The organism is Phaeobacter sp. SYSU ZJ3003 (assembly GCF_041300735.1).
GTDB classification, from domain to species: Bacteria; Pseudomonadota; Alphaproteobacteria; order Rhodobacterales; family Rhodobacteraceae; genus Phycobacter; species Phycobacter gallaeciensis_A.
Map to the genome: position 1 here is coordinate 44,977 of NZ_PXNU01000013.1, position 16,324 is coordinate 61,300.

General features: G+C 63.8%; 17 protein-coding genes. 5 read left to right on the forward strand and 12 right to left on the reverse strand.

The features are described from left to right. The first annotated feature begins 52 nt into the window (after positions 1–52). Entirely contained in the window at positions 53–736 is a 684-nt protein-coding gene (locus C6W91_RS06095; RefSeq protein WP_370570565.1) for a DUF1045 domain-containing protein, read from the forward strand. Here the strand turns inward: C6W91_RS06095 and phnN are convergent. From phnN to phnG, 7 genes are all read right to left on the reverse strand, one after another. Continuing rightward, a complete protein-coding gene (phnN, locus tag C6W91_RS06100) occupies positions 718–1,278 on the reverse strand; it encodes a phosphonate metabolism protein/1,5-bisphosphokinase (PRPP-forming) PhnN (RefSeq protein ID WP_370570566.1) in 561 nt (186 codons plus the stop codon). The two genes, C6W91_RS06095 and phnN, sit on opposite strands and share 19 nt — an antisense overlap. After that, positions 1,275–1,958, reverse strand: coding sequence for a phosphonate C-P lyase system protein PhnL (gene phnL / locus C6W91_RS06105; RefSeq protein WP_370570567.1), 684 nt, complete (start codon positions 1,956–1,958; stop codon positions 1,275–1,277). Before phnL ends, phnN begins: the two co-directional genes overlap by 4 nt. Before the next feature lie 10 nt (positions 1,959–1,968). Continuing rightward, on the reverse strand, positions 1,969–2,739 hold the full coding sequence (gene phnK, locus C6W91_RS06110) for a phosphonate C-P lyase system protein PhnK (protein WP_370570568.1): 771 nt from the start codon (positions 2,737–2,739) through the stop codon (positions 1,969–1,971). Beyond that, the gene (locus C6W91_RS06115; protein WP_370570569.1) at positions 2,736–3,596 is read right to left on the reverse strand and encodes an alpha-D-ribose 1-methylphosphonate 5-phosphate C-P-lyase PhnJ; all 861 of its coding nucleotides are present in this window, start codon (positions 3,594–3,596) and stop codon (positions 2,736–2,738) included. The genes phnK and C6W91_RS06115 overlap by 4 nt, the downstream gene beginning before the upstream one ends. 114 nt (positions 3,597–3,710) lie before the next feature. Then, positions 3,711–4,811 carry a carbon-phosphorus lyase complex subunit PhnI gene (locus C6W91_RS06120; protein WP_370570570.1) on the reverse strand — a complete coding sequence of 367 codons (1,101 nt, stop codon included), beginning with the start codon at positions 4,809–4,811 and terminating at the stop codon, positions 3,711–3,713. Between the two features lie 3 nt (positions 4,812–4,814). Further along, on the reverse strand, positions 4,815–5,399 hold the full coding sequence (phnH, locus tag C6W91_RS06125; protein ID WP_274831579.1) for a phosphonate C-P lyase system protein PhnH: 585 nt from the start codon (positions 5,397–5,399) through the stop codon (positions 4,815–4,817). After that, positions 5,399–5,863, reverse strand: coding sequence for a phosphonate C-P lyase system protein PhnG (gene phnG, locus C6W91_RS06130; RefSeq protein WP_370570571.1), 465 nt, complete (start codon positions 5,861–5,863; stop codon positions 5,399–5,401). The genes phnH and phnG overlap by 1 nt, the downstream gene beginning before the upstream one ends. A 108-nt stretch (positions 5,864–5,971) precedes the next feature. Here phnG and phnF point away from each other — a divergent pair, with 108 nt between their 5' ends. Next, the gene (phnF, locus tag C6W91_RS06135; protein ID WP_370570572.1) at positions 5,972–6,685 is read left to right on the forward strand and encodes a phosphonate metabolism transcriptional regulator PhnF; all 714 of its coding nucleotides are present in this window, start codon (positions 5,972–5,974) and stop codon (positions 6,683–6,685) included. A 313-nt stretch (positions 6,686–6,998) separates the two neighbouring features. On the opposite strand, the gene C6W91_RS06140 is transcribed toward phnF, so the two are convergent. Genes C6W91_RS06140 through C6W91_RS06150 form a run of 3 tightly spaced genes read right to left on the reverse strand, consistent with a single transcriptional unit; the run spans position 6,999 to position 9,213 of the window. Further along, positions 6,999–7,802 (reverse strand): substrate-binding domain-containing protein, encoded by an 804-nt coding sequence (locus tag C6W91_RS06140; RefSeq protein WP_370570573.1) that lies wholly within the window; start codon positions 7,800–7,802, stop codon positions 6,999–7,001. Further along, positions 7,799–8,509 (reverse strand): ATP-binding cassette domain-containing protein, encoded by a 711-nt coding sequence (locus tag C6W91_RS06145; protein ID WP_370570574.1) that lies wholly within the window; start codon positions 8,507–8,509, stop codon positions 7,799–7,801. Before C6W91_RS06145 ends, C6W91_RS06140 begins: the two co-directional genes overlap by 4 nt. Continuing rightward, entirely contained in the window at positions 8,509–9,213 is a 705-nt protein-coding gene (locus tag C6W91_RS06150) for an ABC transporter permease (RefSeq protein ID WP_065272274.1), read from the reverse strand. Before C6W91_RS06150 ends, C6W91_RS06145 begins: the two co-directional genes overlap by 1 nt. 403 nt (positions 9,214–9,616) lie before the next feature. Here C6W91_RS06150 and nadA point away from each other — a divergent pair, with 403 nt between their 5' ends. From nadA to nadC, 3 genes are read left to right on the forward strand one after another with little or no spacing between them, the layout of a single operon-like run. Further along, positions 9,617–10,669, forward strand: a complete 1,053-nt coding sequence (gene nadA, locus C6W91_RS06155; RefSeq protein ID WP_065272273.1) for a quinolinate synthase NadA — start codon at positions 9,617–9,619, stop codon at positions 10,667–10,669. Between the two features lie 3 nt (positions 10,670–10,672). After that, on the forward strand, positions 10,673–12,262 hold the full coding sequence (locus C6W91_RS06160) for an L-aspartate oxidase (RefSeq protein WP_274835388.1): 1,590 nt from the start codon (positions 10,673–10,675) through the stop codon (positions 12,260–12,262). Beyond that, positions 12,259–13,113 (forward strand): carboxylating nicotinate-nucleotide diphosphorylase, encoded by an 855-nt coding sequence (nadC, locus tag C6W91_RS06165; protein ID WP_368997911.1) that lies wholly within the window; start codon positions 12,259–12,261, stop codon positions 13,111–13,113. The genes C6W91_RS06160 and nadC overlap by 4 nt, the downstream gene beginning before the upstream one ends. A 21-nt stretch (positions 13,114–13,134) precedes the next feature. On the opposite strand, the gene C6W91_RS06170 is transcribed toward nadC, so the two are convergent. Both C6W91_RS06170 and C6W91_RS06175 read right to left on the reverse strand, forming a co-directional pair. Next, on the reverse strand, positions 13,135–15,120 hold the full coding sequence (locus C6W91_RS06170; RefSeq protein ID WP_370570575.1) for a CocE/NonD family hydrolase: 1,986 nt from the start codon (positions 15,118–15,120) through the stop codon (positions 13,135–13,137). Between the two features lie 52 nt (positions 15,121–15,172). After that, complete coding sequence (locus tag C6W91_RS06175) at positions 15,173–16,276, reverse strand: CaiB/BaiF CoA-transferase family protein (protein ID WP_274837960.1); 1,104 nt, start codon at positions 16,274–16,276, stop codon at positions 15,173–15,175. Positions 16,277–16,324 lie beyond the last annotated feature (48 nt).

A 16,324-nucleotide genomic window follows, 5' to 3' on the forward strand; every position in this document is an offset into this window, starting at 1 on the left:
CTGGATTTCACATCTTTCGAGCTATGGAGAAGGCCACGTTTAGGAGGCCAATGTGACATTCACGCGATACGCGATCTATTTTGCGCCGCCCCAAGGGGCGGATTGGAGCCGGTTTGGGGCCAGCTGGCTGGGCTGGGATATGGAGACGGGGGCCGAGGTGGCGCACCCGGAGATCGAAGGGCTGGACGTGGCCGCGATCACCGCGACGCCGCGCAAATATGGTCTGCATGCGACCATGAAACCGCCGATGCGGCTGGCAAAAAGGTGTTCCCTGGCCGATCTGGAAGCCGCCTGCGCCACGCTGGCCGCCACACAGGCGCCGGTCGCATTGGATGGCCTGCAACTGGCGCGGCTGGGCCGTTTTCTGGCGCTGCGCCCCTTGGGCGATGAAAGCGCGCTCAATGCGCTGGCTGCCGCCTGTGTGCGCGATCTCGACGCCTTTCGCGCGCCCGCCCCCGAGGCGGAACTGGCCCGCCGTCGCGCGAACGGGCTCAGCCCCACGCAGGAGCAGAACCTTGTGACCTGGGGCTACCCATACGTGCTGGATCAATTCCGCTTTCACATCACCCTGACCGGCAAGCTGCCCAAGCCCGAGCTGCCCAGCGTCGAGGCTGCCCTGCAGGCGCATCTGATCCCGCTCTTGCCCGCGCCATTTGTGCTCAAGGATCTGGCACTGATGGGCGAGGATGGGATGGGACGTTTTCACCTGATCCACCGCTACGCCCTGACCGGCTGAAGCGCGGCGCGCGCGGCACTGACCGCCGCGCCCAGATCGCCGCTGTTGTCGATCTCGTGGACCTGGGCCAGCCCCGCAGGCAGGGGTTTGCCCGCGCGGGCAAGTCTACGCTGCACCTCGGCGGCATCCTCGCGCCCGCGCGCCGCCAGCCGTGTGGCAAGTACCTCGGGGCGGGCGGTGACGGAGAGCACCCGGAAATCGTCAAAGGCGTCCTGCGCCTCCAGCAGCACCCCGCGAGAGAGGTTGACCAGAAGGGCCGTAGCCCCGACGCGCAGAGACTCGATCTCTTTGGGAATGCCATAGTGCAGCCCATGGGCAGGCCAATGGAGGGCAAAGGCGCCCTTGCCTGCCAGATCCAGAAACGCGGCTTCGGTCACCGGGGTGTAGTCCTCCCCCCCGGCCTCGGGCGCGCGGGTGATCACCCGGCGCATCAATTTTATGCCGGGATCGGCCTGCCGCAGCCCCTCCATCAGGCTGTCCTTGCCCACGCCTGAGGGGCCGACAACGGCAATCACCGGCCCCTTGTTCGCGCCCATGCTCATGCGGCGGCCCTTGGTGTAAAGCCCGAGACATCGACAAACTGGTCGCAGACCTGTTCGCGCGCGGCCTCGTCATGGAAGATGCCGACAATGGCTGCGCCGCGTGCCTTGGCCCCTTCGATAAGGCCCAGCACCGTGGCGCGGTTCTGCGCATCAAGGCTGGCGGTGGGTTCATCCAGCAAAAGCGCCGGATAGTCATAGGCGAAACCGCGCGCGATATTCACCCGCTGCTGCTCCCCGCCGGAGAAGGTCGTGGGGCTGAGGCTCCAGAGCCGTTCGGGAATGTTGAGCTGCGCCAGAAGGGTCGCCGCCTTTTCGCGCGCCTCCTCGATCGGGGTGCCCACCGCCAACAGCGGATCCGCCACCACATCAAGGGCAGGCACACGCGGCACCACCCGCAGGAACTGGCTGACATAGCCCAGCGTCTTGCGGCGCAGCGCAAGGATCTCGCGTGGCTCGGCCTGTGCCACGTCGGTGCCGCCCACCATGATACTGCCGCTGGCAGCGAGGTAGTTACCGTAAATGAGCCGCATCAGGGTCGATTTCCCAGCCCCCGAGGCCCCCACCAGCCCGACGCATTCGCCCGGTTTGACGGAAAGGGTCGCACCCTCCATCACCGGGATCACCGCGCTGCCCTGATTGTGCAGGGTGAAGCTTTTGCTGACGTTTTGGAGTTCGATCATCACTTTACCCTCACACCTGCAACACGCTGGAGACCAGCAGCTGCGTATAGCCATGTTGCGGATCGTCCAGCACCTGATCGGTGAGACCCGTTTCCACCACGTGACCGTCCTTCATCACCATCAGTCGGTCCGCCAGAAGCCGCACCACCGCCAGATCGTGGGTGACGATAATGGCGCTAAGGCCCATCTCGCGCACCAGACCGCGCAACAGATCCAGAAGCCGCGCCTGAACCGAGACATCGAGGCCGCCGGTTGGTTCATCCATGAACACCAGCCTTGGCCCGGTCACCAGGTTGCGGGCGATCTGAAGCCGCTGCTGCATGCCACCGGAAAAGGCCGAGGGACGGTCATCAATGCGGGCATCGGAAATCTCCACCCGGCCCAGCCAATCGGAAGCGCGGGCGCGGATATCACCATAGTGACGATCGCCAACAGCCATCAGCCGCTCACCGATGTTGCCACCGGCCGAGACCGACATGCGCAGCCCATCGCGGGCGTGCTGGTGCACAAAGGCCCAGTCGGTGCGCCCCAGCATCCGGCGCGCGGGTTCCGACATGGTGACCGTATCCACAGGCCCGTCGGCGCGGGTGTCAAACACCACCTCTCCCCGATCCGGCGCAAGGTGCCCGGCAAGGCAGTTCAGCAATGTGGACTTGCCCGAGCCGCTTTCGCCGACGATGCCCATCACCTCACCGGGATACAGGTCAAAGCTGACATCGGTACAGCCGATCCGCGCGCCATACATCTTGGCGACGTCTTTCACTTGCAGCAAAGGGGTCATGCCGCGGCCTCCTCTCCCAGGCGGCCCACGTGGCCTGCCTCGCGCCGCGAACGGCAGTAATCGGTGTCCGAGCAGACAAACATCCGGTTGCCCGCATCATCGAGGATCACCTCATCCAGATAGCTGTCCTCTGCCGCGCAAAGGTCACACGGATGATCGGCCTTGCTGGCCTCGAAGGGGTAATCCTCGAAATCAAGGCTCACGACCGATGTATAGGGCGGCACCGCGTAGATGCGCTGCTCGCGGCCCGCGCCGAACAGCTGGATCGCCGCCATCTCCATCTTGGGGTTGTCGAATTTCGGGATCGGCGAAGGGTCCATCACGTAGCGGCCTGAGACCTTCACCGGGTAGGCGTAGGAGGTCGCGATGGCGCCGTGCTGGCTGATATCCTCATACAGTTTCACATGCATGAGGCCATATTCCTGCAAGGCGTGCATCTTGCGGGTCTCGGTTTCGCGCGGCTCAAGGAAGCGCAGCGGTTCCGGGATCGGCACCTGATAGACGAGGATCTGATCTTCGGAGAGCTGTGCCTCGGGGATACGGTGGCGGGTCTGGATGACGCTGGCCTGTTCCGTTTCCTCGGTGGTGGCAACACCGGCGGTGCGCTCAAAGAACTTGCGGATCGACACCGCATTGGTGGTGTCATCGGCGCCCTGATCGATCACCTTGAAGGTATCCTCCGGCGTCAGCGTTGCGGCAGAGACCTGCACCCCGCCGGTGCCCCAGCCATAGGGCATGGGCATTTCGCGGCTGGCAAAGGGCACCTGATAGCCCGGCACGGCCAGACCTTTGAGGATGGCCCGACGGATCATCCGCTTGGTCTGCTCGTCGAGGTAGGCAAAATTGTAATCAGACATTCTGGGCACCCTTCTTCCGTTTGGCCCGGCATCGCCGGGCCGCGCCCGACCTCCCCCTCGGGAGGGCGCTTCGCCCCCACCCGAGGTCGGGCACTGCCCTGTGTTGCACAAAACTCATTCCGCCGCCTCCTTGGCCGCCATCTGCTCCACCGCTTCGGTGGCTTCTCGGCGCAGTTTGCGCACCAGTTCCAGCTCGGACTGGAAATCGACGTAATGGGGCAGCTTGATGTGTTCGAGGAACCCGGTCGCCTGGATATTGTCGCTGTGGCTCAGGACGAATTCCTCGTCCTGCGCGGCCGCGCCAAGGTTATCCTCGCCCAGCTCTTTCCAGCGCAGGGCGCGATCCACCAGCGCCATGGCAATGCTCTTGCGCTCTGACTGACCGAACACGAGGCCATAACCACGAGTGAACTGCGGTGGCACGGTCTTAGAGCCCTTGAACTGGTTCACCGTCTCGCATTCGGTCAGCTCCACCTCGCCGATCTCGATAGCAAAACCCAGCTCGGGGATCTCCATCTCCACCGCCACGGTGCCGATGCGCAATTCGCCGACAAAGGCGTGATTGCGCGCATATCCACGCTGGGTGGAGTAAGCCATGCCAAGGATGAATCCCTCATCCCCGCGCGTCAGCGATTGCAGCCTGACCGATCGGTCAGCCGGAAAGGCCATCGGTTCGCGCGTCAGGTCTCCGGGCTGCGCCTCGGAACTCGGTTCGCGCTCGATGATGTCCTCGCCCTGCAGGAACTCGGTGATATGGGGCGTCGGTTCGGTCCGGGGCGTTGCAGCGGGGGCTTCCGGCACCTCGCCCTCGGCGGCCAGTTTGAAGTCGAGCAAGCGATGCGTGTAGTCGAAGGTCGGCCCCAGCACCTGCCCGCCCGGCGCATCCTTGAAGGTCGCCGAAATCCGCCGGTCGCAGGCCATAGCGCCGGTGTCCACCGGCAGCGTATAGCCAAAGCGCGGCAGGGTGGTGCGATAGGCGCGGATCAGAAATATCGCCTCGATCAGATCGCCGCGCGACTGTTTGATCGCCAGCGCCGCCAGATCGGGATCGAACAGCGATCCTTCGGCCATCACCCGGTTCACCGCCAGCGACAGCTGTTCGCGGATCTGCGCCAGTGACAACTCGGCTACCGAAGCATCGCCGCGACGCTCCTCCGCCAGCCAGGCATGGGCATTGTCGATGGCGCGCTCGCCACCCTTTACGGCTACATACATGGCTCAGGCCTCCGCACGGATCTGGGTCGAGCGCGGCAGCGCCGCCACCTGAGAGCCAGAGGTGAAAAAGAAATCGACGCCCAAGGGATAAAGCATCGCATTGCCCGCACAGGCCACCGGATCCGGCAGGGCAATCTGCGCCTTGTCCTTGATACCGGGACCGCTGAGCGTGGCATTGGGGGCGTCGAACCCCGTCACCTCAACGATCAGCGTCGCCGAGCGATCCGGGTATTCCGCCGTGCCGATGCGGAACCGGTCGAGCGGCATCAGCGCGTCCCAGCCGCCAAGGGCAAAATCCGCCTGCTCCGCACTGACAATGGGCGCGCCGGTATGGAAGGTCAGCCAGCCACGCAGGGCCTCGCTGTCCACATCGGGCGCCAGAAAGACGCCGGTTTCGGGATCGCAAAGCGTCAGCAGCAGGCAGCCCGCCGCATGGGAAATCCCCTCGGGCGGGATAGCGCCCGTGATCTTTTGCACCGTGCCGGGCCGCGCCATCGCATTCATTGCCGCACGAAAGGCATGGGCCGAGGCGACTGGCGGGTTGGCAAACCCACCCGCATAGACCGTGTTGTCCGTCAACTGGTTCATCAGTCCTCTCCCCGCACCATGGTGAAGAAATCGACCTTGGTCGCAGCCGCCTTGGCCGCGCGGGCCGCCTTGGACGTGGCACGCTCCTGTTCAAGCGGGACCAGAACCGTCGCGCACAGGGCTTCGGCCGCTTCGGTCTGCATCAGCGCGTCGATCTTGGCGGCCATCTCGGCCTTGGCCTTGGACCGGCCCTGCACGTAGCCGTGGCCAACCGTGCCATCGGCCAGCGACAGGGCGCAGCGGGTGACGGTCATCTCACCGAGGTTGAAGGGCGCGCCGCTGCCGCCCATACGGCCCCGGACCATCACGCCGCCCGCCTCGGGCGCGCGCAGCCAGTCAAAGGCAGGCTCATGATCAAAGGCGCGCCAAAGCTCGGCAAGCCGGGCATCGTCAGCCGAGGCCAGAAGACCCATCCAGGCCTTGCGATCTCTTGTGCGATCCTCTGCGGAAATTGTGGTGTTCATCGTGTCAAAGCCTCTTGGCCGGGTTGTCTACATAAACTATACAACTAGACAAATCATAGGTGACTCGCCTGCAAGGGCGCAAGCCAATCCTTGTGAAAGTTTGATGACATGGCCCGAACCCCGGTCTGGAAATCCATCGCGGGCACATTGACCGACGATATCGCCCAGGGGCGCTATGATACCGGCGACAAGCTACCAGCAGAGGCGCAGCTGGCGGCGCGGTTCGGCGTTAACCGCCACACGGTGCGCCGCGCTCTGGCGGAAATGGCAGCTGGTGGGCTGGTGCATGCACGGCGCGGCGCGGGCGTTTTTGTTGCCGCCAAACCGACGGATTACCCGATCGGCAAGCGGGTGCGCTTTCACCAGAACATCTCCAAAGGCGGGCGCACCCCGGCAAAGCAGATCCTGACCACCGAAACCCGCGCAGCCGCCGCTGGCGAAGCCGCCGCGCTGGCGCTGTCCCCCGGCGATCCGGTGCACGTCTACGACGGGTTATCGCTGGCAGATGGACAGCCGATTGCCCTGTTCCAAAGCATCTTTCCAGCCGAAAGGTTCCCCGAGATGCTCACGGCGCTGGAAGAGACGCAATCCGTCACTGCCGCGCTGCAACGCTGCGGCATCGAAGACTATACCCGCCTTGAGACCCGCATCACCGCCCGACAGGCCACCGCGACACAGGCGCTGCACCTGCGCATCCCCGAAGGCGCCCCGATCCTGCGCACCACCGGCATCAACGTAGACGCAAAAGGCACCCCCATCGAATACGGCCGCACCTGGTTCGCTGGCGACAGGGTGACTCTGACCGTAGGGGGCGAAGAATAGAAAACTCTCGCCCATCAAAGTTCTTCTGACGATGGCCCTTTCCCGTTGGGCCCAGCGCCGCCTGCCGAAAAGCCGTTTGCCAAATCCGGGTCAAGGGCCGCGCAAGCGGCCGTGCGCATGCACGGTTCACCCTTGAGGCGGAATTGGCGGACTGGACACTCGATATGGCGCATCAGGGCAAACCTGCCCCTGAGGCGCCTCTCAGCAAAGGAAAAGCGCCGCGCAAAGCGCGGCGCCTGGCCCAACCGGGACAACGCATTTTCAAATGCGGCGGCACGGGCGGGAGATCCCCGCGCCGTGGCTCACACAAGACTTATTGCTTGGCGTTGAACACAAACAGGGTCTCACCGTTGATCTTGTAATCGTTGATCAGCGCCTTGGCCTTGTCCGACACCAGCCAGCCTTCCAGCTTCATCGCCAGATCATTCTTGGCATGCGTGTGTTTCTCCGGGTTCACCGGCAGATAGGCGTATTGATTGAACAGCACCGGATCACCCGAGAACAATAGCGCCAGATCCCCCTTGTTGCCAAAGTTCAGCCAGCTGGCACGGTCGGCCATGATATAAGCATTCATCCCCGCTGCCGTGTTGAGCGCCGAGCCCATGCCTGCCCCCACCGCGCGGTACCAGTCGCCAAAGCTCCCGGCGTCCAAACCGGCAGCTGCCCAGAGGCTCAGCTCTTTCTTGTGGGTGCCACTGTCATCGCCGCGACTGACAAACAGCGCCTCTGCACCTGCAACCTTCTGCAGCGCATCAACTGCGGTTTCCGCATCCGCAATCCCGGCGCCATCGGCATTGGGTCCGATAAAGACGAAATCATTATACATGATCTCGCGGCGATGGGTGCCGTTACCCCCAGCCAGAAAACGCTCTTCGGCCTTTTTCGAATGCACCAGGATCGCATCCACATCGCCCGCTTCGCCCAGGCGGATCGCCTGACCGGTGCCAACGACCAGAAGCTGCACATCCAGATCCAGATCCTTCTTGATCTCGGGCAGCAGGATCTCCGCCAGCCCGGAATTGTGGAACGAGGTGGTCACCGCCATCTTCATCTCTTCGGCAAAGGATGCGGTGGCCAGAACGGCCGAGGCGACAACGCCCAACACCAGATGTTTCATTCTACTATATCTCCTCTCAAGAATGCTTGCCCCTGCGGGGTTTGAGGCCCGGCAAAAAACGCTTCGGCCGGAGCGAACTCGTGAATGCGGCCGCCAATGATGAGGATCACCTCATCCGCCAGCCGCTGCGCCTGACCCATGTTGTGGGTCGACATGATCAGGCGAGTCCCGCTTTGGGCCGCCTCGGTCAGGATCTCTTCGATTTCTCGCGTCGCTCGCCCATCAAGCGAGGCGCAGGGTTCGTCCAGAAACAGCACTTCCGGATCCCGGATCAGCGCCCGGGCCAGTGCCAGCTTTTGCCGCTCACCACCCGAAAGCAGCACTGCGGGCCGCTCCAGCGCATCACCCAGATCGATCCGCCGCGCCCAGTCCGCAGCACGGGCGCGGGCCTCCTTGCGTGGTACCCCGATCAGGCGCAGAGGGTAGGCGATGTTTTCCACCACGGACCGGCGCATCATCACAGGTGTCTGAAACACAAAGGCCTGACGCTTTTCGGCCTCCGACCTAGGGCAGGCCCAGGTCAGGCTGCCGCCATTGAGACGTACGACGCCGTGCAGCATTTTCAGAAACGAGGTCTTGCCGGCTCCGTTCGGCCCCACCACGATGGTCGCTCCCACGCCTTCCAGCGTCAGGTCCACCGGGCCAACCAGCACCTTGCCGCGCCTGCGCACCACGCCCTGATCCACGGTCAGCGGGAACATTTGCATCACCAGCGTCCCCCGCGTTCGGTATGGCCGATCCAGTGGATCGACAGGTTGACGGCAATCGCCATGCCAATCAGCACAAAGCCAAGGCCCAGAGCCATTGCAAATTCCCCCTTGCCGGTCTCCAACGCGATCGCGGTGGTCAGAACCCGGGTGGCATGGTCGATATTGCCGCCCACCACCATGATGGCGCCGACTTCTCCGATGGCGCGGCCAAACCCGGCCAGCGCCGCCGTCAGCAGCGCCCGCCGCCCATCCCACAACAACGCCCGGATCCGCTGACCCTGGGTGGTGTTCAGCGAAATCAGCAGGTCGTGGTAATCGCTCCACAGCTCGCGCAGGGACTGATGCGCGATCGAGGCGACCAGCGGCACGATGATGATCACCTGAGCGATCACCATCGCCGATGGCGTGAACAACAGACCCAGCACCCCCAGCGGCCCGGACCGCGAAAGAAAGACATAGACGATCAGGCCGACCACCACCGGCGGCAGCCCCATCAGCGCATTGAGCACCGCAATTGTCGGACGGCGCAGGCGAAACCGCCGCACGGCCAGCAAGGCCGCCAATGGCAAGGCGATGGCAGAGGCGATGGCAAGGGCGGTCAAAGTGACCCTGAGAGAGCGCAAAGTGATCTCGACCAGATCAGGATCCAGCATCACCACCAGCCAGAACGCCTGGCTCAGACCGTCCCACAGATCAGACATGACGCTTGATTTTCCCCCCGATGGCTTAGGGTTACAGGCCTGTTTCCCTCAGCTTTCCCCAGTGTCAAAACACAGGAAAGCACCCCGAAACAGAAAAAAATGCAGCCGCCCCTGAAAAAGGACAATTTGTCCACTATATCGATGAGTGACTGCGCATCGCCGGACAGAAAGATGCCCAACGCCCGCGCTTGATCCGGGGAACAGATCTTCTATCGCCGGGTTTACAAACCCGCGGAGCAAGAGATTCTTGGCCTTCCGGCCACCCCAACAGCAGCCCCGGCGCAGCAGCGACCAGCCTGCGGCCTTTTCGCACCATTACTTGCGCGCGGCATGTGAACGTGAAAGAAGACCGACCCAAAGTGCCCGCCACAGTTCCGCAAGGGCGCGTTTTCGAGGAAATGCCATGTTCGATCTGCAAACCATGCGCGATCAACTCGCCAGCACCTATGATCTGGCGCCCAACCCCGATCTGGCCGAACAGATGTCAGATCTGTACCAGACCATGGACCGCGTGGTGAACCCGGTCGACTGGGCGCGCTATGCGCCCTATGTCGCGGCGATCAACGCGCTGAAGAAAGAACGCGGCGCGGTCATTTTGGCCCACAACTACATGACGCCGGAGATCTATCACGGCGTTGCGGATTTCGTCGGCGACAGCCTGCAGCTGGCCATCGAAGCTGCGCGGGTCGAGGCGGATGTGATCGTGCAATGCGGCGTGCACTTCATGGCCGAGACCTCCAAGATCCTTTCTCCTGAGAAAACCGTGCTGATGCCGGATATGGCGGCGGGCTGTTCGCTGGCCGAAAGCATCACCGCCGCGGGCGTCGAAGAGATGCGCCGCAAATATCCCGGCGCGCCTGTGGTGACCTATGTGAACACCACCGCCGAGGTGAAAGCCGCCTCCGACATCTGCTGCACCTCCTCCAATGCAGCGCAGATCGTCGCCGCGATGGACAGCGACACCGTCATCATGACGCCGGACAAATACCTGGCGCAGAACGTGGCCAACCAGGTGCCGCAGAAGAATATCGTCTGGTGGGACGGCTCCTGCATCGTGCACGAACAATACACCGCCAAGGACCTGCGCGAATTCCGCGAATGGAACCCCGGCACCCGGCTGATCGCCCACCCCGAATGCCCCCCCGATGTGGTGGCCGAGGCGGATTTCTCCGGCTCCACCAGCGGCATCATCAAATACGTCACCGATGAAAAGCCGGAAAAGGCGATGCTGATCACCGAATGTTCGATGGCTTCGAACATCGCGGATGAGCTGCCCGAGGTGGATTTCGTCGGCCCCTGCAACATGTGCCCCTACATGAAGATGATCACGCTGGAGAAAATCCTGTGGTCGCTGCACACCATGTCCGAACCGGTCGAGGTTGACCCTCAGGTCGCGGACAAGGCGCGGCTTGCAGTGCAGCGGATGATCGATCTCAGCCAGAAACTGGGCATCTGACCGGTGACAGAGGCCAGCACCGGGCGCATTGACACCGGCCGCATCGTCATCGTCGGCGCCGGTCTGGGCGCGCTTTACGCGGCGCTGGAACTGGCGCCGCGGCCAGTGCTGATGATCTCTCCTGAAACGCTTGGTCAGGGCGCGAGTTCTGCCTGGGCGCAGGGCGGTGTCGCCGCCGCCATGGATCAAAGCGACAGCCCCGAAGCCCATGCCGCCGATACCCGGACCGCTGGCGCGGGCACTGTCGATCCAAAGGTGGCCGCCATGGTCACCCGCGTTGCGCGCGAGCATATCCTCGACCTGACCGATCTTGGCACGCCCTTTGACCGCGACGCGGCGGGCAACTACGTGATGAGCCGCGAAGCCGCCCATTCCGCCGCCCGCGTGGTGCGCGTGAAGGGCGACCGGGCCGGGGCGCAGATCATGGAAACCCTGATCGCCGCCGTGCGCGCCGCCCCTTCGGTGCAGGTGCTGGAAAACACCCAGGCCGTCCGACTAGAGGTAGACGGCGATACCGTTACCGGAGTCTGGATCTCGCAGGCCGATGCGCCGTCGGATCCCGTCCTGATCACTTGCCCCGGCGTTCTTCTGGCCGGGGGCGGCTCTGGCGGGCTTTATGCCCATACGACCAATCCGCCCCGCATTCGTGGGCAGGTTATCGGTCTTGCCGCCCGCGCGGGCGTGCGTATCGCCGACCCTGAATTCGTGCAGTTCCACCCCACCGCCTTCGATATCGGTGAAGACCCGGCGCCCTTGGCGACCGAGGCCCTGCGCGGCGATGGCGCGGTGCTGATGAACAACAAGGGCGAACGCTTCATGCAGGCGGTCCACCCGGACGCCGAGCTGGCCCCGCGCGACATCGTGGCCCGCGCCATCTTTGCCGAGACCCAAGCCGGGCGCCGCCCGGTTCTGGACACCCGGCAGGCCCTTGGCGCCGAGGTCGCAACCCGCTTTCCCACCGTCGCCGAAACCTGCGCCCGCGCCGGGATCGACCCTGTGACCCAGCCGATCCCCGTGGCCGTCGCCGCCCACTACCACATGGGCGGGGTGGACACGGACATGCAGGGGCGTGCCAGCCTTGGCCATTTGTGGGTCTGCGGCGAGGCTTCCTCGACCGGGCTGCACGGTGCCAACCGGCTGGCCTCCAATGGATTGCTGGAGGCACTGGTCTATGCCCGCACCGCCGCGGCCGATATGAAGGATCTGCCGCAAAAGGGCGATCTGTCGGAGGTCGCGATCACCTTTGCCCCGGATGGTCACGAAACAGATCCCAGCGCCGTTCAGACCCTGCGGGAGACCATGACCGCCAATGTCGGCGTACGCCGCACCGAGGACGGCCTCAAGACGGCGCTTGTCACCATTGCCCGGCTGGAGGCAGAGAACGCGAAGGATGAACCCTTCGTCAACATGTGCGCCACCGCCACCCTGATCGCCGCCGCCGCCCTGATGCGCCGCGAAAGCCGGGGCGGGCATTACCGCGATGACTTCCCCGAGGCCGATCCCGCACAGGCCCATCGCACCCATATCACCCTGACCGAGGCCCTTGCCCTGCGCGACCGGATCGCGGGCGAGAGCGCAAAGGAGCCCACATGAGCACTGCCTTCGCCACCCTGCCCGACCTGATTCTGGAACCGATGGTACGTGCCGCCCTGCACGAGGATCTGGGCCAGAACGGCGATATCACCACCCGCGCGGTGATCCCGGCGGATGTGACCTATTCCGCCCGGTTGAACGCTCGCGAAACAGGCATCGTCTCCGGCATGCAGATCGCCCGCATCGCCTTTCATCTGGTGGATGCGGGACTGAAGGTGGAAACCCTGCTGCCAGACGGAAGCCCCTGCAAACCCGGCGATACGCTGATGACCATCGAAGGCTCGGCTGCCTCGATCCTGTCGGGGGAACGGGTGGCGCTGAATTTCGCGGGACGGCTAACTGGGATCGCAACACTGACCCATTGTTTCGTGCGCGAAACAACTGGAACGGACACCCGCATCACCTGCACCCGCAAGACCACGCCGGGCATGCGCATCGCGGAAAAGCAGGCGGTTTTGCACGGCGGTGGCTACAACCACCGCTTTGGCCTGTCGGATGCGATCCTGATCAAGGACAACCACATCGCGGCGGCCGGAGGCATCACGGCGGTTCTGGAAGCAGCAAAGGCCAGCGTCAGCCACATGATGAAGGTGGAGATCGAGGTCGACACGCTGTCCCAGCTCGAAGAGGTGCTGAAGACCGGCGGCGCGGATGTGGTCCTGCTCGACAACATGGACACGCCGACGCTGGCAGAGGCCGTCAAGATGACGCGCGGCCATCTGGTGACCGAGGCATCCGGCAACATGAAGCTGGAGCGTATTGCCGAGGTCGCCGCCACTGGAGTTGATTACATCTCCTCCGGCGCGCTGACCCATTCGGCGCCGACTCTGGACCTCGGCCTCGACTTCTGAACGCCGCGCTGACGGCTGCCGCTAGAGGCAGCCGCGCGGTACGGTCTCGGACCATTCCTTGACCAGTACCGGCTCTGATGCACCGCCCTCATAGGCGTGGATGCGCCGCCAGAGGTAGAAATTCTGCGCATCGCAGGTCATCCGGTTTTCCGTATCGATCGCCACCTGCCAGTCGCCGCGCTGATAGGTAAAGCGCCAGTCGGATTTGAAGGTCGCCGTGGCCGGATCATCGGGGTGGATCGCGTAATGCATCGTGACATGGCTGCCTACCTGCATTTCGTTATGCGGGTTCACCGCCTCGCCGTAGTCGTCGAAGGTATCGAGCACCAGCGTACCATCCGTAAGCACCTTGGTCTCTGACGTGCCCGAAGGCGCGCGCAGCTGCCTGCCGCCCAGGGTCGGATAGGGCTGCGCGGGACCGGGGGCCTCGGGCGGGATTTCCTCGCTCACCTTTCGCTCTGGCAGGATCAGGGCGCAGTCTTTCAGGTCCAGCATGATCTCTGCCGCCTCGGGCGCGGGCCAGACGATGGGCCAGTAGGAGGTCGAGAGCGCCAGCCGCAGCTTGTGCCCCGGGCGCAGCGCATGGGCGCATTCGTTCAAGGGGAACTCTACCTCGTAGCGTTGCCCCGGCACCAGCGGCTCTGGCGCGTCATGACCGTTCAGATGTGTCAGGTTGAAAGGGCGATAGCTGATCCGCTGCGAGGATCCATCCGGCGCCACATCGCACAGGCGTCCGACGATCTGCGCCACCGGGCGATCAACGGTAAAGGCGATGCGGACACGAGGGCGGCCAAGGATCTGCATCTCATCTTCCAGCGGCGCGGTGTCGAAACAGGCCGACAGCGCATCATCCTCCGCCTGATCGCCGGGGAGTTCATTGTCGAACCGCATGCCCGGACAGAAATAGCCCCCCGCCTGACCGACGGTTGCCGGGTTAGAAATCCTGCACTCCCCGCTGCCTGCAGTATCTATCAGGCTGCCTGTCGAAAGATAAACCACCCGTTCGCTGACATTGGGCGAGGGCCAGTTCTGCTCGGCCACCCAGCGGCCCTTGCGGGGCTTGTTTTCCTTGGTGGGGCCGAAATGCTCTTGCATGTAGACACGGTAGTCGGGCAGCGCCTCGGCGCCCGTTTCCTCGCCCTTCAGCCACTGATCGAACCAGCGCAAAACTTCGCCGTGGAAATCCGCCGGATCGAGTTTCGAGATATGCGCATAGCGATGCTCCCACGGCCCCATCAGCGCCTTCGTCGGTGCAGTCAGGTTGGCGGCCAGCATCGCAGGCGTGTTGATATAGGCATCCGCCCAGCCGGTGATCGCCAGCACCGGCGCGGTGATCGCCGACCAGTCCTCGCAGACCGAGCCGTGTTTCCAGAAGTCATCGCGGGACGGGTGGCGCAGCCAGTCGGCGGACATGAAGGGCAGCTTCTCGATCCGCTCCAGCCAGGCATCGCGCCAGTCGGGGCGCAGCTCGGGATCCAGGGGCCGCGTCATATAGGCGAACATCTGGCTGCCCCAATTGGCATTATCACTGAGCAGACATCCCCCCATGTAGTGGATGTCATCGGCATAGCGGTCTGCGGTGGACGCGACCGAGACAACCGCCTGCAATTCGGGCGGGCGGCGATAGGCCAGTTGCAAGCCGTTGAACCCACCCCAGGAGATGCCGATCATCCCGACCTTGCCGCTGCTCCAGGGTTGCGCCGCGATCCAGGCGAGGACCGCCTCACCGTCGCTCAGTTCCTGTTCGGAGTATTCGTCATCAAACAGCCCCTCGCTGTCACCGCTGCCCGCAATATCGACGCGGATGCAGGCGTAGCCTTCGCCAGCGAAAACCGTGTGGGTGGTTTCGTCCCGCGGCGCGGTGCCATCGCGTTTGCGATAGGGCAGGTATTCCAGGATCGCCGGAACCGGCCCCTCCCCTTCGGGCAGCCAGATCCGCGCCGCCAGACGACGCCCGTCAGCCATCGGAATCCAGGTGTTTTCAATCAGGGTAAAGGGCACGGGCATAGGGGGCATCCAATCTTAAAAAAGTTTGGCGCCACCCTGCCTTCGCGCGTCCTTATTTGGCAAGCTTTGGCGCGGATTTTTCCAGCGCCAATTCGGCATCCGAGAATTTCCATGGCCCCCGCACGCCCGGCACCCCTTCAGGCGCGATCTGCATACCACGATGCTGGATCTGCGGATCGTCAAAGGCCTGGCCGATGGTGTTGATCGGCCCGGCGGGAACCGTCGCCGCCTCCAGCGCCGCCAGAAGATCAGATTGGCTCCATTGCATCAGGGCCGCTTCCAGCAGCGCGGTCAGCTCCTGACGGTTCGCCACCCGCAGCTGATTGGTCAGGAACCGCGGATCGACCTTCAGATCCGGCAGCTTCAGCGCATCACACAGCCGCTGGAACTGGCCGTCGTTGCCCACCGCCAAAATGATATGGCCATCCTTCACCGCCATCACCTGATAGGGCGCGATATTGGGGTGATCATTGCCCAGCCGCGTCGGACTGGTGCCGGTGGCGAGATAGTTCATCGCCTGATTGGCCAGCATCGCCGTGGCACAATCCAGCAGTGACATATCCAGATGCTGCCCCCGCCCAGTGGTGTGGCGCTGCTCGACCGCCGCAAGGATGCCGATGGTGCCGTAAAGCCCGGTCACGATATCGGTGATGGCAACGCCGACCTTTTGCGGCTGCCCCTCGGGATCGCCAGTAATCGACATCAGCCCCGACATACCCTGCAAGAGGAAGTCATAGCCCGCGCGGGAGGCATAGGGGCCGTCTTGTCCGAAACCGGTGACCGAGCAATAGATCAGCCGCGGGTTCACCTGTTTCAGGCTGTCGTAATCCAGCCCGTATTTCTTCAGACCGCCAACCTTGAAGTTCTCGATCAGGATGTCGGCGTCCTTGATCAGATCGATGACTGTCTGGCGACCTTCCTCGGTGCGGAAATCCGCGGTGACACAATCCTTGCCGCGGTTGGCCGCATAGTAATAGGCCGCCGTCTTGTCCTCATCCCGCTCGATGAACGGAGGGCCCCAGTGGCGGGTATCATCGCCTGCCTCGCTTTCGACCTTGATCACCTCGGCGCCCAGATCCGCCAAAGACTGGCCAATCCAGGGGCCAGCCAGAATACGGGCGAGTTCAACCACTTTGAGGCCTGAAAGCGGGGTCATGGCGGCTCCTGTTCTTGTCGCTGTTGCGCCTGTGTAGCCCAGCCCTCC